The following is a 21,245-nucleotide window of genomic DNA, read 5'->3' as shown; positions in this document are numbered from 1 at the left end:
ACGCATTCGGGCCGCCCGCCTACAGGAGACATTCATGCGCCCGATCCAAACCGTCACCGTCGCCCTGACCGGTGCCTCCGGACTGCCCTACGGCCTGCGGCTGATCGATTGCCTGATCGCCGCCGGCGTCCGCGTCTGGGTGCTGTATTCGCAGGCCGCGCAAGTGGTGGCCAAACAGGAAATGGACCTGACCCTGCCCTCGCGCCCGGCCGAAGCCCGGCAATGGCTGATGCAACGCAGCGGCGCGCGCGATGGCCAGCTGGCGGTCTTCGGCCGCGAAGAGTGGTTCGCGCCGGTGGCCTCAGGCTCCAACCCGGCCGACGCCATGGTGGTCTGCCCGTGCTCGATGGGCACGCTGGCCGCCATCGCCCAGGGCAGCAGCGACAATCTGATCGAACGCGCCGCCGACGTCAGCATCAAGGAACAGCGCAAGCTGGTGCTGGTGCCGCGCGAGGCGCCGTTCTCCGCCATCCATCTGGAAAACATGCTCAAGCTGGCTCGTCTCGGCGTTGTCATCCTGCCGCCGTCTCCGGGGTTCTATACTCATCCCAAGACCGTGGACGATATGATCGACTTCGTGGTGGCGCGAATTCTGGATCAGCTCCGCATCGACAATCAATTGACGCCGCGCTGGGGCGAGCCCGCCCCGGACCGCCCCGCGGCCCCCTAGCCAGCCGCCGCGCCGCTTGCGGCCCGGTCAAAGAGGAACCTTGGGATGCCGACACAAGACCAAAGCATTCTCAGCCTGGACGCCTTGCGCCAACTGGAGCGCCAAGCCACCGACGCCGGCTACAACCTGATGCAGCGCGCGGCGATGGCCACCGCGGACTGGGTCAGCCACCACCTGCCCAGCGCGTCCCGGCTGTTGATTTGCGCCGGCCCCGGCAATAACGGCGGCGACGCGCTGTACGCGGCGCTGGAACTGATGCGCCGTCGTTTCCGCGTCGACGTGCTGGTGCCCACCCAGCCCACTAGCCCCGCCACCTCGGAAGCCCTGCATGAGCTGGAGCAAGCCCAGGGCCATGTGATGTTCGATCTGCCGCGCGACTACCGCGCGCCGCAACTGGTCATAGACGGCCTGTTCGGTGTGGGCCTGAGCCGGGACTTCGACCTGGAATGGACCACGCTGATCGACCGCATCAACCAGCTGGGCAGCCCCATCCTGGCGCTGGACTGCCCCAGCGGCCTGGACGCCTATACCGGCGTGCCGGCCAACACCGCGATCCAGGCCAGCCACACCCTGACCTTTTTGTGCCAGAAGCCCGGCCTGTTCAGCGCCTCCGGCGCCGATCTGGCCGGCAATGTGGAACTGGAACTGCTGGACTGCCCGCCCAGGCTGATCCCCGCGGCGGACGGCAGCATCAACCAGCCGGACGTCCGCGCGCTGCTGCGGCCGCGCAATAGCCACAAGGGCCTGTTCGGCACCGTCTGCGTAATAGGCGGCGCGCCGGGCATGCTGGGCGCGGCGCTGCTGGCCGGGCGCAGCGCCTTGGCCTGCGGCGCCGGCAAAGTTCATGTCTGCCCGCTGGACGACCGGCTGCCGGTGGACCCGGTGGTACCGGAACTGATGATTTCCGCGCTGGACGAAGCGGCCGGCCTGCCCGACGCCGACGTGCTGGCCGTCGGCCCCGGCCTGGGCCAGCAAGAACGGGCCGGCCGCCTGCTGGACCAAGTCATCCAGCTGCCGCAGGCGCTGGTATTGGACGCCGACGCGCTGAACCTGCTGGCCAACGACCACGCCGCCGCCGCCCTGATCGCCAAACGCCAGGCCGGCACCGTGCTGACCCCGCATCCGGCGGAAGCCGCTCGCCTGCTGGGACAAAGCACCGAGACGGTGCAAAAGGACAGGCTGATGGCCGCGCGCCGGCTGGCCAACCACTTCAACTGCGTAGTGGTGCTCAAGGGCGCCGGCAGCCTGATCGTCGGCCCGGACGGCTTCTACCATCTGAACACCAGCGGCGGCCCGGCGCTGGCGGTGGCCGGCCAGGGCGACGTCCTGACCGGCATCATCGCCGCGCTGCTGGCCCAGCGCATGGAGCCGTTCGAAGCCGCCAGCCTGGCCGTGCACATCCATGGCCTGGCCGGCGACGATTTCGAAATGGAAACCGGCGGCCCCATCGGTCTGTCCGCCTCCGACACCGCCTGGCGCGCCAGCCTGATGCTGAACCGCCTGATCCAGGAACGCGCGCAGGAACAGGCCACCTAGATCCAAAACCCTGCAAGCCCCCGGGGAAATCCATTTGCATTAGAATGGGTCATCGGCGCGCGGGCCGGCGGCATGGCCGTCCCGCGGCCCCTCATCCGTCACCCTGGGGATTACCTTGCAGTCACAATCTAAAGCTTACGCCTACGGACTCGCCGCCGTCCTGGCCTGGTCCACGGTGGCCAGCGCCTTCAAGATCAGTCTCGCCCACCTCAGCCCGGCCCAGCTGGTGCTCTACGCCAGCGCCGCCTCTCTCTTCTGCCTGCTGGGCTTGCTCGCCGTCCAGGGCAGGCTGCCGGAGCTCGCCCCGGCCCTGCGCCGCCACTGGCGCGCCTCCCTGATCTTCGGCGCCGTCAATCCGGCGCTGTATTATCTGATTCTGTTCCAGGCCTACGCGCTGCTGCCCGCGCAGGAGGCCCAGGCCATCAACTACACCTGGGCCTTGACCATGAGCTTGCTGGCGGTGCCGCTGCTCAAACAAAAGCTGCAACGCCGCGACATCGCCGCCGCGCTGGTCTGCTATCTGGGCGTGCTGGTGATCGGCACCCGCGGCCAGGTGCTGGAACTACGCTTTTCCGACTCGCTGGGCGTGGCGCTGGCGCTGGCCTCCACCCTGCTGTGGGCCGGCTACTGGATTTTCAACGCCCGCGACGCGCGCGAGCCGGTGATAGGCCTGACGCTCAATTTCGCCTTCTCGCTGCCGCTGAGCCTGGCCTGGTGCGCCTATACCGGACAGCTGGGCCCGGTGGCCTGGCAGGGCCTGGCCGGCGCCGCCTATGTCGGCGCCTTCGAGATGGGCTTCACCTTTGTTCTATGGCTGACGGCGATGAAGCTGACGCCGAGCACCGCCCGCATCGCCAACCTGATTTTCCTGTCGCCGCTGCTGTCGCTGGCGCTGATTCATTTCCTGATCGGAGAGGCCATCCTGCCCTCCACCCTGGTCGGTCTGGGCCTGATCCTGAGCGGGCTGGCGCTGCAAAAACTAGCCCCGCGCGCCAAGCCCGCCGCGGCGCTGAGCGCCGACGGCGGCGGCTAGCTCCGCGCGCATCCGGATTTGGTATTCGCGCCAGAACTGCCTAGGATTCAGTGTGGGCACTTGGAACTGTGAACATAATGAAAAGCATAAAAACCAAATTGATGTTCTGGTTGATGGCCTGGATCACCGCCATTCTGGGGACGACGGGCCTGTTTTCCTATTTGCACAACCAGGAACGCAATGAGGCCGATTACCAATCCCAACGCGCCGCGGTCAAAGCCCGCCTGGCGATGTCGCTGCCGCACAGCGTCTGGCAGCTGGACGATGAAAACGTCAGGCTGACGCTGGACAGCGAGCTGAGCTGGCCGTCCATCATCGCCATCAGCGTCAAGGGGGAATCCGGGCTCAGCCTGGGCCGCAGCCATGACAGCGACGGCAGCATCCGCGATATGCCGCCGTCGGAGGAGCCGCGTTCCGACGACATGCTCAACATTCCCATCGTCTACCAGGGCAAGGAGCACTTGGGCAACGCCACCGTCTATCTGTCGCGCCAGGCGCTGGCCAAGCATCAGCGCGACCAGTTGATCGAACTGTCCGCCCAGATCCTGCTGCTGGACGTGATGATCTTCATGATCATGTCCTTCAATCTGCAACGCTTCCTGTTCCAGCCGCTGGCGCGGCTGCAGCAGGCCTTGAACACCGCCATCCGCGCGCCGGACGCCAGCGGTGCCCAAGTCACCCACGTCGCCGACGACGAGATCGGCGGCATCGTCAACGGCTTCAACCGCATCGTGGCGCGCACCGCCGGCGATCTGGCCAAGCGCACCGAGGCCGAAGCGGTGGCCCGCGCCGAGCGCGACCGCGCGGAAGAAGCTTACCGCCAGTTGATGGAAGCGCAGCAAACCCTGGTGGAAACCGAGAAGATGGCCTCGCTGGGCAGCCTGGTGGCCGGCGTCGCCCACGAGATCAACACCCCGGTGGGCATCACCCTGACCACGGCATCCCATCTGGGCACCGCCACCAGCCACATCATAGAAAAGGTGGACGGCGGCACCGTCAAGAAAAGCGACTTCCAGGCTTATCTGGACACCGCCAAGGAATGCAGCGATCTGATCCTGTCCAACGCCGAGCGCGCGGCCAACCTGATCCACAGCTTCAAGCAGGTGGCGGTGGATCAGACCAGCGAGGCGCGGCGCAGCTTCCAGTTGCAGGATTATCTGAACGAGGTGATCACCAGCCTGAAGCCGCGCTTCAAGCACGCCAACACCACCATCAGCGTGCAGTGCGAGGAAGACATCCTGCTGGACAGCTATCCGGGCTCCTTCGCCCAGGTGGTCACCAATCTGATGGTCAACTCCCTGGTGCACGGCTTTGAAAACCGCAGCAGCGGCAAAATCCTGATCGAGGCCAGGCGCAACAATCCGCATTACATCACGCTGACGCTCAGCGACGACGGCAAGGGCATTCCGCCGGAAAACCTGAGCCGCGTGTTCGACCCCTTCTTCACCACCCGCCGCGGCAGCGGCGGCAGCGGTCTTGGGCTCAACATCGTCTACAACATCGTACGGCAACGCCTGGGCGGGTCGATCGAGGTGCACAGCGAAGTGAACAAAGGCACCACCTTCACCATCACCATGCCCTGCTCCGCCCCGGTCAATCAGAGCAAGGAGAACATAGCATGAGCGACATCACCAACCAGGAAGACGACTGGCTGCTGGACGATGATGACGCTCCGTCTGCGTCCTCCCCAGCCTCCGCCGCCGGCGACGGCCGCCACCCGTGGAAAATCCTGATCGTCGACGATGAGAAGGACGTGCACACCGCCACCCGCATCGCGCTGCGCAACATCCGCTACAAAGAGCGGCCGCTGGAACTGCTCAGCGCCCACTCCGGCAAGGAAGCCTACGAAGTGGTACGCCAGCATCCGGACATCGCGCTGATCATGCTGGACGTGGTGATGGAGAGCGAGGACGCCGGCCTGAAGCTGGTGCACCAGATCCGCCAGGACCTGAAGAACGGCCTGGTGCGCATCGTGCTGCGCACCGGTCAGCCCGGACAGGCGCCGGAGCAGGAAGTCATCCTCAACTACGATATCAACGACTACAAGACCAAGACCGAGCTGACGGTGCAAAAGCTGTTCACCACCATCATCTCCTCGCTGCGCGCCTACGAAAACCTGCTGTCGCTGGAGAAGAACCGCCAAGGCCTGTCCAAGATCCTGGAAAGCGCGTCCGACCTGTACCAGCTGTATTCGCTGCGCGAGTTCGCCTCCGGCGTGCTGCGCCAGATCAGCGCGCTGCTGGACATCGGCAGCGACGGCATCCTCTGCGTGCGCAACGACAGCAGCAACGGCCGGCCGGAACTGGAAATCCTGGCCGCCTCCGGCAATTACGAACCGCTGGGGCAAAGCGGCGACCTGAGCCCCTTCCCCGAGCTGGAGCAGGTGATCCTGCGTTCCTTCGCCGAGAAGCGCAGCATCTACCAACACCCCTACGACGTGCTCTACATCACATCGCGCAACGGCCGCGAGTTCATCATCCACTTCACCCCGCAATGGCCGCTGGAAGAAGTGGAGCGCGATCTGCTCGACGTGTTCTGCCAACGTATTTCCGCCGCTTACGACAATCTCTACCTCTACAGCCAGCTGCGCAGCGCGCAGGAGGCCACGGTGGTGGCGCTGGCGGATCTGGCGGAATTCCGCGACACCGACACCGGCAATCACGTGCTGCGCGTGCAGCGGCTGACCGACGCCATCGCCGGGCAGATGCGGGACAACGGCGCTTATCCGGAACTGATGGGCAAGGAGTTCATGGACATGGTGGGCATGGCCAGCATCCTGCACGATGTCGGCAAGGTGGGCACGCCGGACCACATCCTGTTCAAACCGGGCAAGCTGGACCCGGACGAACGGGTGATCATGGAGCAGCACGCCACCATAGGCGCGCAGATTCTGGCCAGATCGGCCAGCATGGTGGAGGGGATGAGTTATCTGTCCCTGGGCTCGGAAATCGCCGGCGGCCACCACGAGCACTTCGACGGCAACGGCTACCCCAGGAAGCAGAAAGCGCACGAAATCCCGCTGTCGGCGCGCATCGTCGCGGTGGTGGACGTATTCGACGCCCTGCTCAACAAACGGCCCTACAAGGAGCCGTGGACGCTGCACGACACCATGGAATACATTTCCGGCCGCTCCGGCAGCCAGTTCGATCCCGAAGTGGTGCGCGCGCTGGAAACCCTGGTCAAGGAGCGCCGGCTGCAGGACTTGCCGGACGCCTGAGCGAGCGCCAGCGTCCACGCCGCAATAAAACAGGGCGAAAGCAGCGTTTGCGCTGGTTTCGCCCTTCTTCTTCGTCCCGCCGCGGCGCGGAGGACTTCAAGCCTCGGCTCAGGCCACGTAGAACAAGACGCTGACAAACTGGCAGACGCTGCCGCCCAGCACGAACAAATGCCAGATGCCGTGGCCGTGGCGGATTTTCTCGTCGTTGAGAAACCAATAGATGCCGACGCTGTACAGAATCCCGCCCAAGGCCAGCCAGAACAGGCCGCCGCTGGGCAAGGACTCGATCAAGGGCGGCAAGGCCACCAGCACCAGCCAGCCCATCACCACGTAAAGAATCATCGACAGCAAACGGGTGCGCCGGCCCAGGGTCAGTTCCTGGATGATGCCGAACACTGCCAGGCCCCAGCTGACGCCGAACAGGCTCCAGCCCCAGGCGCCGCGCAAAGTCACCAGCGCGAACGGCGTGTAGCTGCCGGCGATCAGCAGATAGATCGCCGAATGGTCGCACTTCTGCAGCACCGCCTTGGCGCGGCCGCGGAAGCTGTGATACAGCGTGGAAATCAGATACAAGGCCACCAGCGTGGCACCGTACAGGCTGAAGCTGACCACCTTCCAGGGGTCGCCCTCGCGCGCGGCCATGGTCACCAGCACCACCAGGCCGGTAATGGCCAGCAAAGTGCCGATCAAATGGGAAATCCCGTTGAAACGTTCCCCGTGATACATAGGTATTATCCTTGCGCCGGCATCGCGCCGGCTTGACGCACAAAAACTTTTGGAGCCGCTCACGGGCTCCGGGTTCAATTGTCCGCCTGTTGCCGCCGCCGCGCCAGCCCTTTCTCTACACGTCAAAAGAAAAGCGGGCCAGGGCCCGCTTGTCTTCTTGGAGAACCCGGAACAGGTTCTCAGGCGCCCAGCGCCTTCAGCACCTCGTCGCGCACCACTTCCACCGCGCGGGTGCCGTCGATCTTGACGTATTTCGGCGCCTTGGCGTCGCCGCTGGCGGCGCGCTCGCCGTAGAAGCCCACCAGCACCGCAGTCTGTTCGTGGTAAACCGACAAACGCTTCTTCACGGTTTCTTCGCGGTCGTCGTCGCGCTGGACCAGCTCTTCGCCGGTCACATCGTCCTTGCCGGCCACTTTCGGCGGATTGAAGCTGATGTGGTAGGTGCGGCCGGAGGCCATATGCACGCGGCGGCCGGCCATGCGCTCGACGATGGCCGCGTCCGGCACGTCGATCTCCACCACGTAATCGATGTCCACGCCGGCGGCGATCATCGCCTCGGCTTGCGGAATGGTGCGCGGGAAGCCGTCGAACAGGAAACCGTTGGCGCAATCCGCGTCGGCGATGCGCTCCTTGACCAGGCCGATGATGATGTCGTCGCGCACCAGGCCGCCGGCGTCCATGATCGCCTTGGCTTCCAGGCCCAGCGGCGTGCCGGCCTTGACCGCGGCGCGCAGCATGTCGCCGGTGGAGATTTGCGGGATGCCGAATTTTTCCTTGATGAAATTGGCCTGGGTGCCTTTGCCGGCGCCAGGCGCCCCCAACAGGATCAGTCGCATGAAGATCGCTCCGTCAATTTGAATAAGATGATTTGATATCGAAATCCGGGCCGCGCCGACGCGGCCCGGCTTATGAGTTCCGTCCGGCGCCCAGCAAGCGGCGCACCCGCTCCAGGTCCTCCGGCGTGTCCACGCCGGCCGGCGGCGCGGACTCGACCACCGCCACCTTGATGGCGAAGCCGTGCCACAACACCCGCAACTGCTCCAGCGCTTCGAAACGCTCCAGCGGCGCCGGTTCCAAACGGTTATAGGTCTTCAGAAAACCCGCCTGATAGGCGTACATGCCGATATGCCGCAGCACCGGTAGGTCCGCGGGCAGCGCGCTCACATCCTGTGCGAAGGCGTCGCGGGCATAGGGAATCGGCGCGCGGCTGAAATACAATGCGCGGCCGGCGTGGTCCAGCACCGTCTTGACCACATTGGGATTGAACATGTCGGCGGCGTCGTGAAACGGATGCGCCAGCGTCGCCACCGGCGCGTCGCCGGCGGCCAGGAGCGCCGCCAGCTGATCGATCAGCGCCGGATCGATCAGCGGCTCGTCGCCCTGGACATTGACCACGATCTCATCGTCGGCCAGGTTCAAGGCCTGCGCCACTTCGGCCAGCCGGTCCGTGCCGCTGGCGTGGTCGGCGCGCGTCATCAACGCCTCGACGCCGTGAGCGCGACAGGCGTCCAGCACATCGGCGTGGTCGGTGGCCACGATCACTCGCGTCGCGCCGCTCTTGGCCGCCTGCTCGGCGACCCGCGCCACCATGGGCTTGCCGGCGAGATCGGCCAGCGGCTTGCCCGGCAAGCGGCTGGACGCCAGACGCGCCGGGATCACCACGCAAAAGCCGCGGCTCATTTTATTTCTTCTTCCGGCGCCAGCTCGCGGGCTTCGGCTTCCAGCATCATCGGGATGCCGTCCTTGATCGGGTAAGCCAGTCGGTCGCCCTTGCAGACCAGTTCCTGCTTGGCCTTGTCGAAAACCAGCGGGCCCTTGCACAGCGGGCACACCAGAATATCCAGGAATTTAGCGTCCATGTTTTATCTTCAGTCGATCCAGAATCCAAGCGCTCAGATCAGGCTCCAACTCCGCCTGAACCGGCAAAACCCATAGTCTAGCACGCTGCGCTGCATCATGAATCACCCGCCGCAGCTTGACCGCGTCCTTGCTGGTGACGATCACCGCGTCCATGTCGGCCGGCAGGTCCGCCGCGGCGAATTGATGATGGTCGGGCCAGGCCAGGCAAAGCTCAGGCCGCAGGCCCAGGCCGGCCAGCGTGTCGAAGAAGCGCTGCGGGTGGCCGATGCCGGCCATCGCCGCCAGCCTCAGCCCGGCGAAATCCGCCGCCGCCCTCGTCTCCTCGGGCCGGTCCAGCCGCTGCAGCGCGGCCGGACGCAAACGCATGGCAAAACGCCGCGGCCCGGCCGGCAAGGCCAGGCCGGCGGCGTCCCCGCCGTTGATCACCACCGCGCCGACGGAGCGCAGCCTAGACCACGGCTCGCGCAGCGGACCGGCCGGCAGCAGCCGCCCATTGCCGCCGCCGCGCGCGCCGTCCAGCACCACGATCTCCAGATCGCGGCTTAAGCGGTAATGCTGCAGACCGTCGTCGGTCAGTATCAATTCCAAATCGGGATGCAGCGCCAGCAAATGACGGCCGGCGGCGACCCGGTCGCGCCCCACCACCACCGGCGCGCCGGCGGCGGCCAGCAAGAGCGGCTCGTCGCCCACTTCTTCCGGCGAGCTGTCCGGCCGCACCAGCGTGGGCTGGCGGTGGCTGCCGCCGTAACCGCGGCTGATCACCCCCGCCTTGACGCCGCCTTGTTGCAAATCGCGCAACAGGGCCAGGGTCAGCGGCGTCTTGCCGACGCCGCCCACATTGATGTTGCCGATCACCGCCACCGGCGCGGCCAGGCGCTCCGCGCGCAGCCAGCCGCGGCGGTAAGCCAGCCGCCTGGTCGCCGCCGACAGGGCAAACAGCCCTTCCAGCGGAGCCAGAAGGGCCGTCAGCCACCAGCGCGGCCGATACCATTGCCGTTCTATCCAATGCATGCGGCTACTGCGAACGAGTGGCGAAGGTCAGCTGATTCAGACCGGCCTCGCGCGCCGCCTCCATCACCGTCACCACCGATTGATGGGTGGCCTTGGCGTCGGCGTTGACGATGACGATCACATCGCTCTTGCCCGCGGCGTCGTCCTTCAGCTTGCTCAACAGCGCCGCCTTGTCGCCGGCGGCCAGCTTGGCCTCGCCCACCGCCATTTCGCCGTTGGCGGCCACCGCCACGGTGATTTCCGACGACTTGGTCTTGGCCTGCTCGCCCTGGGCGGCCGGCAGATTGATCTTGAGTTCGGCGAACTTGGAATAAGTGGTGGTGACCATCAGGAAGATCAGGATCACCAGCAGCACGTCGATCAGGGGAATGAAGTTGATCTCGGGCTCTTCGCGGCTGCGGCCTCGGCGGAAATTCATGCTCAACCCCCGTTTTTACGCTCGCCGTGCAGCACTTCCACCAGCTTGACCGCTTGGGACTCCATCTCCACCAGCAGGCCGTCCACCTTGGAGCGGAAATGGCGATAGAACATCATGCTGGGAATGGCGACGATCAGGCCGAAGGCGGTGTTGTACAGCGCGATGGAAATGCCGTGCGCCAATGCTTGCGGGTTGTTGCCCGCCGGCGACTGCGAACCGAAGATCTCGATCATGCCGATCACCGTGCCCAGCAGGCCCAGCAAGGGCGCCATCGCGGCGATGGTGCCCAGCGTGGTCAGCAAGCGCTCCAGTTGATGCGCCACCACACGGCCCTCGTCCTCGATCGCTTCCTTCATCACTTCGCGATTGCCGCCGACATTGCGCAGGCCGGCGCAGAACAGGCGGCCCAGCGGCGAATGCTCCTGCAGCTTGCGCAACAGCTCCTCGCTGGCGCCGGCGCGGCGGTACTCCTGCAGAGCCTGCCCCAGCAGGCCCTCCGGCGCCACGCTGCTCTTCCTCAGGCTGAACAAGCGTTCAAAGATAATCGCCAGCGACACGACCGAGGCGGCGATGATGGTCCAGATCGGCCAGCCGGCCGCTTCAATGATTGACCACACGAGGAGGCTCTCCGAAAAACGATTGCAAACGCTGAACTTTAGCGGCATCCATGCCGGTTCAGCAACCGGCTCCGCTACGCGCCGCCGCCGCCGCGCCCTCAAACAGGCGCTTAGCGGCGAAAACTACGCAGAGTTGTCAACAAAGCCGTCTAAACCCATCTTTTATAAAGGCTTTCGAATGCCGGCCCCATTTCATCGGCGCCGCTCGAAACTCAAGCCGGCGAAAGCCGCGCCAGGCAAGGCTTTCAACCCAGACTATCAAGATCCGCGCCATGATTGGAGGCTGCCGCTTTTTTAACCTTTGCCAGCAAAAGCCAAGCCCTGGCAAGCGATCCACACAGTTATCCACAAGGTTATTCAGCCGCCGCTGTGGATAATTGCCGCGCCTCAATCGCGCAGCGAAATCACCCGCCAGCCCTCTTGCTCGGCGTGGGCGCGCAGGGTGTCGTCCGGGTCCACCGCCACTGGATGATCCACCAGCTTCAGCAAGGGCAGATCGTTGTGCGAGTCGCTGTAGAAAAAGCTCTGGCCGTAGCTGTCCATGCTCAGGCCGCGCTCGTCCAGCCACTGCTGCAAACGGGTGATCTTGCCCTGCTGAAAGCTGGGCACGCCGCTGACGCGGCCGGTGAAGCGGCCCTGCTCGTCTTCCTCCAGCTCGATGGCGATCAGATGCTCCACGCCCAGCTCGCGGGCGATAGGCCCGGTAATGAAGCGGTTGGTGGCGGTGATGATGATGATCTCGTCGCCCTGGGCCGCGTGCGCGGCCAGCAAATCGCGCGCCTTGCGGGTGATGATGGGCTTGATGTGTTGTTCCAGGTAGTCCGCATGCAAGGCGTCCAGTTCGGCGCGGCTGAAACGCTTCAAGGGCTCCAGCGCGAACACCAGGTATTCGTGGATGTCCAGCGTGCCCTGCTGATACTGCCGGTAGAAATAATTGTTGCGCTCGTCGTAATGCGCCTGCTCCAGAATGCCGCGCTGGATCAGGAAGCGCGGCCATTCGAAATCGGAATCGCCGGCGATCAGGGTGTGGTCTAGGTCGAACAGCGCCAGATTGCGCAATGCAGAAGTGTCGGTCATGGTTCCGGGCTTGCGGTTTGCAAAACGTTTTTCACCAGCGGCACGGTGATCGGCCGCCTCATGGCCAGAGAATAGCGGTCCAATATGTCAATCATGCCGATCAGGCTGGACAGGTCGCGCCGCCAATGGGTCAGCAGGTAGCGGTAGACATCGTCCGGAATCGACAGCTGGCGGCTGGCGGCGTGGCTGCGCAAGGCGGCCAGCTTGTCCTCGTCCGACAGCGCCTTGACTTCGAACACCAGGCCCCAGCCCAGGCGGGTGCGCAGATCGTCGCGCACCGCCAAGGCCATCGGCGGCTGGCGGCCGGCCATCAACAGCCGCGACTCCCCGCTCTCTTTCAGCGAGTTGTAGAAGGAAAACAGAGTGATCTGGTCGTCCGGCGCCAGGTCGTCGACATGGTCGACGGCGATGAAGCTGGCTTCGCGCGCGAAGTCCGGCAGATGCTCGGTCTTGCCGTCCAGATAGATGGAGGCGCGCCCCAGCCGCTCGGCGTGGGCGATCCAGGCCTGCAACAGATGCGTCTTGCCGCAGCCGGGCTCGCCCCACAGATAGATGAAGCGCTCGCCGGCCTCGGCCGTCAGCGCGGTAATCACCTCGCGGTTGCGTTCGGCCAGGAAATTGTCGAAGGCCGGCAAGGGGGTGGGCGTCAAATCAAGTATTAACTGGTCCAAGTGAAGGCGATCAAACTAGGTTTTGATGTCTATTCCTGATTTTACGCTGATAAAAGCGTGTGTTGAAATAAGCGCGCGCCAGAAAGCGGCAGATCACCAAGGTGGCGGCCGCCATCGGCAAGGCCAGCAGCAGGCCGGCGAAGCCCAATAACTGCCCGAAGGCGAGCAGGGAAAAGATCACCGCCACCGGCGACAGGCCGATGCGCTCGCCCACCAACCAAGGCGTGATCAGCAGGCTTTCCAGCAATTGTCCGGCGCCGAACACGCCCAGCACCAGCAGCACCTCGCCGGCGGAATCGAACTGCAGCGCGGCGGCCAGGCCCGCCAGCGCGAAACCGAGAAAAGTGCCCAGATAGGGAATGAACACCAGCAGGCCGGCCACCACGCCGATGGCGATGCCGGACTCCAGGCCCAGCAAGGCCAGGCTGGACGCGAAGATCACCGCCATGATCAGCATCACCGACAGCTGGCCGCGCAGGAATTCGCCCAGCACCCTATCCAGCTCCCGCGCCAGGGCCGTCACCTCGTCCGCCCAGCGCCGCGGCACCAGCGTGGCCAGCGTCGCCGCCATCCGCGGCCCGTCCTGCAGGAAATAAAACAGCAGCACCGGCAGCAACAAGAGATTGAACAACAGGCCGGCCAGCATGAAACCGCTCTGGGTGGCGCGCAGGGCCACCGCCGACAGCGCGCTCTTCAAGGCGCCGGCGTTGGCGGCCAGCACCCGCTTCCAGCCGGCGGCGTCCAGCTCCAGCTGGATGGCGAACTCGGCGCGCAGCCAGGGCAGCACCCGGCCCTGGGCGAAATCCACCAAGACCGGCAGGCGGTCGATCAGGCCCTGGGTCTGCTTGAACAGCATGGGCGCCACCACCAGCAGCAAGGCGAAGGTGGCGGCCATGCCGGCCAGCGTCACCAAGCCGGCGGCCAGCGGCCGCGGCAGGCCTTTGCCGGCCAGATAGCGCATCGCGGGATTGAGCACATAGGCCAGCACCGCGGCCACCGCGAACGGCGTCAGCGCGGCCGCCAACTGCTGCAACAGCCAGCCGGCGAACAGCAGGGCTGTTGCGCCGATGACCCAGGGAATCAGACGGTTTTGGGAGCGTTTCATCGCGACTTCAGTTAAAATGTGCTGCTTTCGCGTCGGCGAAAGCTTGATGTAAAAATACTTCAAGATTTGCAGAAAGCGAGTTTACCTTGAACACCACTTCCCTCAGTTACCGTGATGCCGGCGTCGACATTGATGCCGGCGACGCGCTGGTCGAGAACATCAAGCCTTATGCCAAGCGCACCATGCGCCCGGAGGTGATCGGCGGCATCGGCGGTTTCGGCGCACTGGTGGAGATTTCCAAGAAATACAAGGAACCGGTGCTGGTTTCCGGCACCGACGGCGTCGGCACCAAGCTGAAACTGGCCTTCGACTGGAATCGTCACGATACCGTGGGCATCGACCTGGTGGCAATGAGCGTCAACGACATCCTGGTGCAAGGAGCGGAACCGCTGTTCTTCCTCGACTATTTCGCCTGCGGCAAACTGGACGTGCCCCAAGCCACCGACGTGATCAAGGGCATCGCCGCCGGTTGCGAACAGGCCGGCTGCGCGCTGATCGGCGGCGAGACCGCGGAAATGCCCGGCATGTACCCGACAGGCGAATACGATCTGGCGGGCTTCGCCGTCGGCGTGGTGGAGAAGAGCGCCGTGATCAGCGGCCGCGACATCGCCCCGGGCGACGTGGTGCTGGGCCTGAAATCCAACGGCGTGCACTCCAACGGCTACTCGCTGGTGCGCAAGATCATCGACCGCGCCCAGCCGGACCTGGACGCGCCGTTCGAGGACGGCCGCAGCCTGCGCGACGCCATCATCGCCCCCACCCGCATCTATGTGAAGCCTCTGCTCAAGCTGATGCAGGCGCTGCCGGTCAAAGGCATGGCCCACATCACCGGCGGCGGCATCACCGAGAACACGCCGCGCGTGCTGCCGGAACATGTCGTCGCCCAGATCGACGCCGCGGCCTGGCCGCAGCCCAAACTGTTCCAGTGGCTGCAACAGGAAGGCAAGGTCGATAGCCAGGAAATGTACCGGACCTTCAACTGCGGCATCGGCATGGTGGTGATCGTGGCGGCGGAACAGGCGGAACAGGCCGTCGCCCTGCTGCAGGCCGAAGGCGAGACCGCATACCGGATCGGCGCGGTGCGCGCCCGCAATGGAGACGAACATCAAACTCAGATCGCCTAAAGCGCTGCGTTGGATGCTACTGGCGCCGCTGGCCCTGCTGGCGGCGTTTGTCATTTATCGCGAGGCCGCCATCCTGGCCGACCTCGATCGCTGCCTGGACCTGGGCGGCGGCTGGCACGAACAAGAGTTGCGCTGCATCACCGATGCCGCCGACTGGGAACACTATCTGGCAAAGTCTCCGTCGATTCCATCATGAAGAATATCGTCATCCTGATTTCAGGCCGCGGCTCCAATATGCAGGCCATCGTCGACGCCAAGATCGCCGGCGCGCGCATCGCCGCGGTGATCTCCAACCGACCCGACGCAGCCGGCCTCGCCTGGGCGGCCGAGCGCGGCATCGCCACCGCGGCGCTGGACCATAAAGCCTTCGCCAGCCGCGAAGACTTCGACGCCGCGCTGGCGCAGCTGATAGACGGCCACCAGCCGGACCTGGTGGTGCTGGCCGGCTTCATGCGCATCCTCAGCGCCGGCTTCACCCGCCGCTACGAAGGCCGCATGCTGAACGTGCACCCCTCGCTGCTGCCGGCCTTCACCGGCCTCAACACCCACCAGCGCGCGCTGGAAATGGGCTGCAAGGTGGCCGGCTGCACCGTGCACTTCGTCACCGCCGAGCTGGACCACGGCCCCATCGTCGCCCAGGGCGTGGTGGAAGTGCTGGACGGCGATAGCGCCGACACGCTGGCCGAACGCGTGCTGCAACTGGAACACCAACTCTACCCGGCCGCGGTGCGCCGCTTCGTCGCCGGCGAGCTGAACATCGTCGCCGGCAAGATCGCCAGCCGCGCCGCGCTTGCCGGCAGCCTGATGGCGCCCGCGCCCTGAACCCATGAAAAGCCGTCGCCTGATCCTGCTGGCCCTGGCCCTGTCGCTCGCCCTGCATCTGGGCGTGCTGGGCTCCGGCCTGCTGCCGGAAGCGGCTTTGGAACTGCCCCCGGATCAGGACTTGCGCAGCATCAGCGTCAAGATGCAGGCGCTGGACGCCGATGAGCCGGCGGCCAAGCCGGCGCTGCAAGGCGCGGTCGCCCAATTGCGGCCGGCCGCGCCCAAACCGGCGCCGGCCAAGCCCAAGCCCGCCGCCAAGAAGACAGAGGCGTCGGCGCCGCGGGCGGCGTCGGAACCGATGGCCGCCCAGGTGCGGCCAAACAAGAACGCCGGCAGCGCGCCGCTGGCGGAGGCCAAGCCCGACGCCTCCATGCCCGACGCGGAGAACAAACTCGCCTCGTCGGCGCCGGTCGCCGATAATGTGGCGGCGAACGACAAGGACGAGGCCAGCGCGCCGGCGGCCGAAACCGCCGCAGCCGACGACGGCTACCTCCATCCCAAGAGCAAGCTGCGCGGCTTTCCGCGCCAGGCCACGCTGGGCTACCAGGTATTCTACGGCTCGGCGATGCTGGGCACCGGCACGCTGGAATGGGGCCGCGGCGACGGCGGCTACCGCTTGGAGATCAACGCCAATCCGTTTATCGGTCCCAAGCTGCGTTACCTTTCCGAAGGCCGTTTCAAAAACAAGGCGGGCTTGCTGCCGGACAGTCTGCAAGCCTGGCGCGGCGGCCAAAGCAAAGAGTCCGCGCATTTCGACTACAATGCGGGTCAGCTGCGTTATGGAGATCAGGGCGACAAGCTGCTGGACTTGAAGCCCGGCGCCCAGGATGTGTTCAGTCTGGCTTTCCAGCTGGGTCTGAAAGGCGGCGAACTGGGACCGGAAGCGATCCAGATCACCACCGGCAAGAAAGTGTACGAATACCCGATGCGCCCCAGCGGCGAGGCTGACTACGACACCGGCGCGGGCAAGATCCGGGTCATCGTGTTCCGCGCCCAGGGCGACGGCGACATTAATGAATTCTGGCTGGCGCCGGAATTCTCCAATCTGCCGGTGCGCATCCAGCGCATCGACAAGGACAAGCGGATCGACCTCAGAGCCGTCCGCATCGACGTGAACGGCGCGCCGCAATGGAAGCTGCCGCCGCAACCCACGAGAAAACACAAGAATGACTATTAATCACCATCAACTGAAACATATCGAAACCGTCATCGGCCAGATGATCCGCTTCGACCGCCCAGCCGACGCGGTGCTGTCGGCCTATTTCCGCGAACACAGCAAACTGGGCGCCAACGACCGCCACATCATCGCCGAAACCGCCTTCGGCGCGCTGCGCCGCCTCTTGCAGCTGCGCGCGCTGATCGCGCCGGACAAGGCCACCCCGCGCCGGCTGGCCCTGGTGGCCCTGCTGAAAATCCACAGACTCAACGTCAAGGAGCTGGGCGACGCCGCCAGCGCCGGCGAAAAGGAATGGCTGGGCCAAATCAAGGGCAAGGCGCTGCCGGCCAGCCTGGAAGTGGACGCCGAACTGCCGCAGTGGGTGATCGAGCGCCTGGGCGAACAGACGCCGGAACAGGTGATCGCGCTGGGCAAGGGCCTGGCCGAAGGCGCGCCGCTGGATCTGCGCGTCAACACCATGAAGATGAAGCGCGACGAATTGCTGGGCCGGCTGCAAGCCGACGGCCTCGAGTGCGAAGCCACGCCCTACTCTCCGCTGGGCATCCGTCTCAAAACCAAGCCCTCGCTGGCCAAGCACGAGCTGTTCAAGGCCGGCGTGTTCGAGGTGCAGGACGAGGGCAGCCAGCTGCTGGGCCTGATCACCGGCGCGCGCCGCGGCGAAATGGTCGTCGACTTCTGCGCCGGCGCCGGCGGCAAGACCCTGCTGTTGGGCGCGCAAATGGCCTCCAGCGGCCGCTTGTACGCCTTCGACGTTTCGGAAAAGCGCTTGGCCAAGCTGAAACCGCGCCAGGCGCGTTCCGGCCTGTCCAATGTCCATCCGCAGCTGCTGGCCTCGGAAAACGACACCAAGGTCAAGCGCCTGGCCGGCAAGGCCGACCGCGTGCTGGTGGACGCGCCCTGCTCCGGCCTGGGCACGCTGCGCCGCAATCCGGACCTGAAATTCCGCCAGAGCCCGGAGAGCGTGGCCGAGCTGAACGCCAAACAGGCGTCCATCCTGGCCTCCGCCGCCCGCCTGGTGCGCGCCGGCGGCCGCCTGGTCTACGCCACCTGCAGCCTGTTGCCGCAGGAGAATCAGGACATCGTCGCCGCCTTCCTGGCCGATCACCCCGAGTTCAAGCTGGTGAAAATGGACGAGGTGCTGGCGGAGCAGAAGATCTCGCTGCAAATGGGCGATTATCTGGAACTGAAACCGCAGTTGCACAATACCGACGGCTTCTTCGCCGCGGTGCTGGAAAAAAACGCCTGAGCATGCTCAAACCCCGGCCCTTGATGCGGCCGGGGTTTGTCATTCCGGGCAATACGCCTTACCATTGAATATTAGAAAAATCTCACATATTCATTCGCAAAGGCCGGCTCCATGCCAGACACCCCCACTGCCAGACAAGTCCGCAGCCGCGTCCAGCGCCGCCTGCGTTACCTCTACTTGTCCGCAGTCCTGTGGCGCCGCCACATCCCGATCTGGACCGCCGCCATTCTGATTGGCCTGATGGCCAGCGTCTTCGCCAACGGCAGCCATCTGTCGCACGCCATCTTCACCCGCATCTACGACAACTCGCCGTACTGGAGCCTGCTGATCACTCCGGCCGGCCTCGCCCTGGCCATCTGGCTGATGCGCCATTACTTTCCCGGCTCCGCCGGCGGCGGCATCCCGCAGTCCATCGCCGCGCTGGAAGGCGGCATGCAGGCGCTGCGCGAGCGCATCCTGACCATACGCGCCGCCATCGGCAAAATGCTGCTGACCCTGATCGGCATCAGCTCCGGCGCCACCTTCGGCTATGAAGGCCCCATCGTGCAGGTGGGCGCGGCCATCAAATACTCGCTGAACCGCCACGCGGCGCTGCGCCACGAGGGCGCGGCGCGCAGCTTCATCCTGGCCGGCGGCGCCGCCGGCGTGGCCGCCGCCTTCAACGCGCCGCTGGCCGGCATCGTGTTCGCCATCGAGGAAATGGGCCGCACCTTCGATTTGCGCGCCAGTTCCACCATCCTGCTGTCCGTGATCGTCTCCGGCCTGACCGCCACCGCCATCCTCGGCAATTACAGCTATTTCGGCATGGTGTCGGTGAATATGGAACTGGAGCAGTCCTGGCTGGCCATCCCGGTCTGCGGCATCATCGGCGGCCTGCTCGGTGGCGTCTGCTGCCGCATCATGCTGGCGCTGACCCAGCGCCTGCCCGGCCCGCTGCACGGGTGGCGGCTGCAAAAACCGGTGCTGTTCGCCGCCGGCTGCGGTCTGGCGCTGGCGGTGATCGGCATCGCCAGCGACGGCGTCACCTTCGGCACCGGCTATTTCCGCGCCCGCGAAATCATCGAGGGCAGCGGCGCCGGCATGCAGGGCTACGGCCTGCTCAAACTGCTCAGCATGTTCATCAGCTTCATCAGCGCGGTGCCCGGCGGCATGTTCGCGCCGTCGCTGGCGGTGGGCGCCGGCTTCGGCCTGAACATGGCCAATCTGCTGCCCTTCCTGCCGCAGACCCTGATCGTGCTCTTGGGCATGGTGGGCTTCTTCGCCGGCATGACCCGCGCGCCGATGACCGGCTTCATCATCGTGATGGAGATGACCGACTCCTCGGCGATGATCATCCCCTTGATGGCCACCGCGCTGCTGGCGTCCAATGTGTCGCGGCTGATTACCCGCCGCGCGCTCTACGACGGCCAGGTGCACATCTTCCTGCGGCAATGGCACGCCGCGCAGGCGGCGCCCGCTGCGAAGCAAATTGACCCGCGGGCGGCCGAAAAGTAAAATAACCCATTGAAACGCTCGGGTATTTCGCCGCAGGCGGCCCCGCAGCCACATTGACGATCCAAGCAAGGACCACTGAATGAGCGCGCAACAAACCATCCAGCAAACCGTGACCGACAACCCGGTAGTGCTGTTCATGAAGGGCTCGGCCCAATTCCCGCAATGCGGCTTCTCCTCCCGCGCGGTGCAAATCCTCAAGGCCTGTGGCCTTGAACAGTTCGCGACCGTGGACGTGCTGCAAGACGCCGACATCCGCCAGGGCATCAAGGACTTCTCCAACTGGCCGACCATTCCGCAGCTCTACGTCAAAGGCGAGTTCGTCGGCGGCTCCGACATCATGTATGAAATGTTCCAAAACGGTGAATTGCAAGAGCTGCTGAAAGACCTGTAAGCGCCTCTCCCAGGTCCCGGCCATGGCCGGGACCTTTGTTTTTGAAGCGGAATTTAGCGTTTCGAAAACACCCGCCATGTCATACAATCAGGGTGACATCCGCTTGCCCGACCCAAATCGCCCCATGCCGACACATCAGGAAACCAAAGCCGCCCTCAGCCCCGCCAGCGCCATGCCCATCGAAGAGATCTGGCGCGCCTTGGTCAACGATCAGCTCATTCCCTGGTTTCAGCCGATAGTCGAAATCTCCAGCCGCAAGGTGATCGCCGCCGAGGCGCTGGCGCGCTGGCAGCACCCGGCGCTTGGCGTGCTGTCCCCGGTCAGCTTCGTACCGGCGATGGAAGAGCGCGGCATGATTCGCGAACTCACCGAACTGATCCTGGAAAAATCGCTGTACGCCTGCAGCGACTGGCAGGAGCGCGGCCACGACATTCCGGTCACCATCAACCTGACCTCGATGTCGCTGGACGATGAAAGCCTGTGCGAGCAATTGCTGCAGAAAGTGCGCATCCTGGGCCTGGAGCCGGCCAAGCTGACGCTGGAATTCTCCGAATCCACGCTGCGCCAGCACTGGCAGAAGGCCGACGCGCAGCTGTCCCAGTTGCGCGCCGCCGGCTTCGGCATCGGCATAGACGAGTTCGGCATCGGCGTCACCCTGACCGACAAGCTGTTGATCAGCCATTTCAGCCTGCTGAAAGTGGACCGCGCCTTCGTGCAGGGCGTCAGCTCCAATCAGCATCTGCAAGCCATCCTGCGCGAAGACATCGGCCTGGCCAAGGCCTCCGGCCTCACCACGGTGGCCATCGGCGTGGAGGACAGCGCCGACTTGGCCACGCTGGCCGAGCTGGGCTGCGACGCGGTGCAAGGCTATATCTGCAGCCCGCCGCGGGCCGCCGCCGAATTCTTGCAGTGGATTTCGGAATGGGAAAAGGGGTAAAATACCGCCCCATACCAAATACCCCGCACCGGCAGCCCGGGATCATCGAAGGCTGCCGGCTTCATAATTAATACCAAGAGCTGCTTTTGGCGCGCCCGCGCCGAAAGCAGCTC

General features: G+C 65.1%; 24 protein-coding genes. 14 read left to right on the top strand and 10 right to left on the bottom strand.

Annotated features, from left to right (window positions below; translation table 11 throughout):
• Positions 1–34 precede the first annotated feature (34 nt).
• From DB032_RS03345 to DB032_RS03325, 5 genes are all read left to right on the top strand, one after another.
• Entirely contained in the window at positions 35–670 is a 636-nt protein-coding gene (locus DB032_RS03345) for a flavin prenyltransferase UbiX (RefSeq protein ID WP_107798240.1), read from the top strand.
• 45 nt (positions 671–715) lie between these two features.
• Positions 716–2,206, top strand: a complete 1,491-nt coding sequence (locus tag DB032_RS03340) for an NAD(P)H-hydrate dehydratase (protein ID WP_107798239.1) — start codon at positions 716–718, stop codon at positions 2,204–2,206.
• A gap of 115 nt (positions 2,207–2,321) precedes the next feature.
• Complete coding sequence (locus tag DB032_RS03335; protein WP_107798238.1) at positions 2,322–3,239, top strand: DMT family transporter; 918 nt, start codon at positions 2,322–2,324, stop codon at positions 3,237–3,239.
• Positions 3,240–3,316: 77 nt separating this feature from the next.
• Positions 3,317–4,861 carry a sensor histidine kinase gene (locus tag DB032_RS03330; protein ID WP_107798237.1) on the top strand — a complete coding sequence of 515 codons (1,545 nt, stop codon included), beginning with the start codon at positions 3,317–3,319 and terminating at the stop codon, positions 4,859–4,861.
• The gene (locus tag DB032_RS03325; RefSeq protein WP_107798236.1) at positions 4,858–6,456 is read left to right on the top strand and encodes a DUF3369 domain-containing protein; all 1,599 of its coding nucleotides are present in this window, start codon (positions 4,858–4,860) and stop codon (positions 6,454–6,456) included. The genes DB032_RS03330 and DB032_RS03325 overlap by 4 nt, the downstream gene beginning before the upstream one ends.
• Positions 6,457–6,564: 108 nt before the next feature.
• Here DB032_RS03325 and DB032_RS03320 read toward each other — a convergent pair whose 3' ends face one another.
• The 7 genes from DB032_RS03320 to DB032_RS03290 form a co-directional block, all read right to left on the bottom strand.
• Positions 6,565–7,182, bottom strand: coding sequence for a hemolysin III family protein (locus DB032_RS03320; protein ID WP_019100472.1), 618 nt, complete (start codon positions 7,180–7,182; stop codon positions 6,565–6,567).
• Positions 7,183–7,361: 179 nt separating this feature from the next.
• Positions 7,362–8,018, bottom strand: a complete 657-nt coding sequence (adk, locus tag DB032_RS03315) for an adenylate kinase (protein ID WP_107798235.1) — start codon at positions 8,016–8,018, stop codon at positions 7,362–7,364.
• A gap of 70 nt (positions 8,019–8,088) precedes the next feature.
• A complete protein-coding gene (gene kdsB, locus DB032_RS03310) occupies positions 8,089–8,862 on the bottom strand; it encodes a 3-deoxy-manno-octulosonate cytidylyltransferase (RefSeq protein WP_107798234.1) in 774 nt (257 codons plus the stop codon).
• Positions 8,859–9,041 (bottom strand): Trm112 family protein, encoded by a 183-nt coding sequence (locus tag DB032_RS03305; RefSeq protein ID WP_048408720.1) that lies wholly within the window; start codon positions 9,039–9,041, stop codon positions 8,859–8,861. Before DB032_RS03305 ends, kdsB begins: the two co-directional genes overlap by 4 nt.
• The gene (gene lpxK / locus DB032_RS03300; RefSeq protein WP_107798233.1) at positions 9,031–10,053 is read right to left on the bottom strand and encodes a tetraacyldisaccharide 4'-kinase; all 1,023 of its coding nucleotides are present in this window, start codon (positions 10,051–10,053) and stop codon (positions 9,031–9,033) included. Before lpxK ends, DB032_RS03305 begins: the two co-directional genes overlap by 11 nt.
• A 4-nt stretch (positions 10,054–10,057) precedes the next feature.
• Entirely contained in the window at positions 10,058–10,471 is a 414-nt protein-coding gene (locus DB032_RS03295; RefSeq protein ID WP_107798232.1) for a biopolymer transporter ExbD, read from the bottom strand.
• A gap of 2 nt (positions 10,472–10,473) precedes the next feature.
• Positions 10,474–11,088: a MotA/TolQ/ExbB proton channel family protein gene (locus DB032_RS03290; protein WP_107798231.1), complete on the bottom strand. Its 615-nt coding sequence runs from the start codon at positions 11,086–11,088 to the stop codon at positions 10,474–10,476.
• Positions 11,089–11,110: 22 nt separating this feature from the next.
• On the opposite strand from DB032_RS03290, the gene DB032_RS23500 reads away from it, so the two are divergent.
• Entirely contained in the window at positions 11,111–11,386 is a 276-nt protein-coding gene (locus tag DB032_RS23500) for a hypothetical protein (protein WP_146176567.1), read from the top strand.
• An 89-nt stretch (positions 11,387–11,475) separates the two neighbouring features.
• On the opposite strand, the gene DB032_RS03285 is transcribed toward DB032_RS23500, so the two are convergent.
• The 3 genes from DB032_RS03285 to DB032_RS03275 are packed head-to-tail and all read right to left on the bottom strand — an operon-like array spanning position 11,476 to position 13,941.
• Positions 11,476–12,165, bottom strand: coding sequence for an HAD family phosphatase (locus tag DB032_RS03285; RefSeq protein ID WP_107798230.1), 690 nt, complete (start codon positions 12,163–12,165; stop codon positions 11,476–11,478).
• Complete coding sequence (gene hda, locus DB032_RS03280) at positions 12,162–12,836, bottom strand: DnaA regulatory inactivator Hda (protein WP_043591991.1); 675 nt, start codon at positions 12,834–12,836, stop codon at positions 12,162–12,164. Before hda ends, DB032_RS03285 begins: the two co-directional genes overlap by 4 nt.
• 10 nt (positions 12,837–12,846) lie before the next feature.
• The gene (locus tag DB032_RS03275) at positions 12,847–13,941 is read right to left on the bottom strand and encodes an AI-2E family transporter (protein WP_107798229.1); all 1,095 of its coding nucleotides are present in this window, start codon (positions 13,939–13,941) and stop codon (positions 12,847–12,849) included.
• 86 nt (positions 13,942–14,027) lie between these two features.
• Between DB032_RS03275 and purM the strand changes: the two genes are divergently transcribed.
• From purM to DB032_RS03235, 8 genes are all read left to right on the top strand, one after another.
• On the top strand, positions 14,028–15,065 hold the full coding sequence (gene purM, locus DB032_RS03270; RefSeq protein WP_107798228.1) for a phosphoribosylformylglycinamidine cyclo-ligase: 1,038 nt from the start codon (positions 14,028–14,030) through the stop codon (positions 15,063–15,065).
• On the top strand, positions 15,034–15,261 hold the full coding sequence (locus tag DB032_RS03265; protein WP_146176566.1) for a hypothetical protein: 228 nt from the start codon (positions 15,034–15,036) through the stop codon (positions 15,259–15,261). Before purM ends, DB032_RS03265 begins: the two co-directional genes overlap by 32 nt.
• A complete protein-coding gene (gene purN, locus DB032_RS03260; RefSeq protein ID WP_107798226.1) occupies positions 15,258–15,887 on the top strand; it encodes a phosphoribosylglycinamide formyltransferase in 630 nt (209 codons plus the stop codon). The genes DB032_RS03265 and purN overlap by 4 nt, the downstream gene beginning before the upstream one ends.
• 4 nt (positions 15,888–15,891) lie before the next feature.
• Positions 15,892–17,064: a DUF3108 domain-containing protein gene (locus DB032_RS03255; RefSeq protein ID WP_107798225.1), complete on the top strand. Its 1,173-nt coding sequence runs from the start codon at positions 15,892–15,894 to the stop codon at positions 17,062–17,064.
• The gene (locus DB032_RS03250) at positions 17,060–18,310 is read left to right on the top strand and encodes an RsmB/NOP family class I SAM-dependent RNA methyltransferase (protein ID WP_370445212.1); all 1,251 of its coding nucleotides are present in this window, start codon (positions 17,060–17,062) and stop codon (positions 18,308–18,310) included. The genes DB032_RS03255 and DB032_RS03250 overlap by 5 nt, the downstream gene beginning before the upstream one ends.
• 111 nt (positions 18,311–18,421) lie before the next feature.
• On the top strand, positions 18,422–19,804 hold the full coding sequence (locus DB032_RS03245; RefSeq protein ID WP_107798223.1) for a chloride channel protein: 1,383 nt from the start codon (positions 18,422–18,424) through the stop codon (positions 19,802–19,804).
• Positions 19,805–19,883: 79 nt separating this feature from the next.
• A complete protein-coding gene (grxD, locus tag DB032_RS03240; RefSeq protein WP_107798222.1) occupies positions 19,884–20,195 on the top strand; it encodes a Grx4 family monothiol glutaredoxin in 312 nt (103 codons plus the stop codon).
• 124 nt (positions 20,196–20,319) lie between these two features.
• Positions 20,320–21,132 (top strand): EAL domain-containing protein, encoded by an 813-nt coding sequence (locus DB032_RS03235; RefSeq protein ID WP_107798221.1) that lies wholly within the window; start codon positions 20,320–20,322, stop codon positions 21,130–21,132.
• Positions 21,133–21,245: the final 113 nt, after the last annotated feature.

The organism is Chromobacterium sp. Panama (assembly GCF_003052555.1).
In the GTDB taxonomy this organism is placed as follows: domain Bacteria; phylum Pseudomonadota; class Gammaproteobacteria; order Burkholderiales; family Chromobacteriaceae; genus Chromobacterium.
This window is presented reverse-complemented; position numbering and strand designations above follow the sequence as displayed.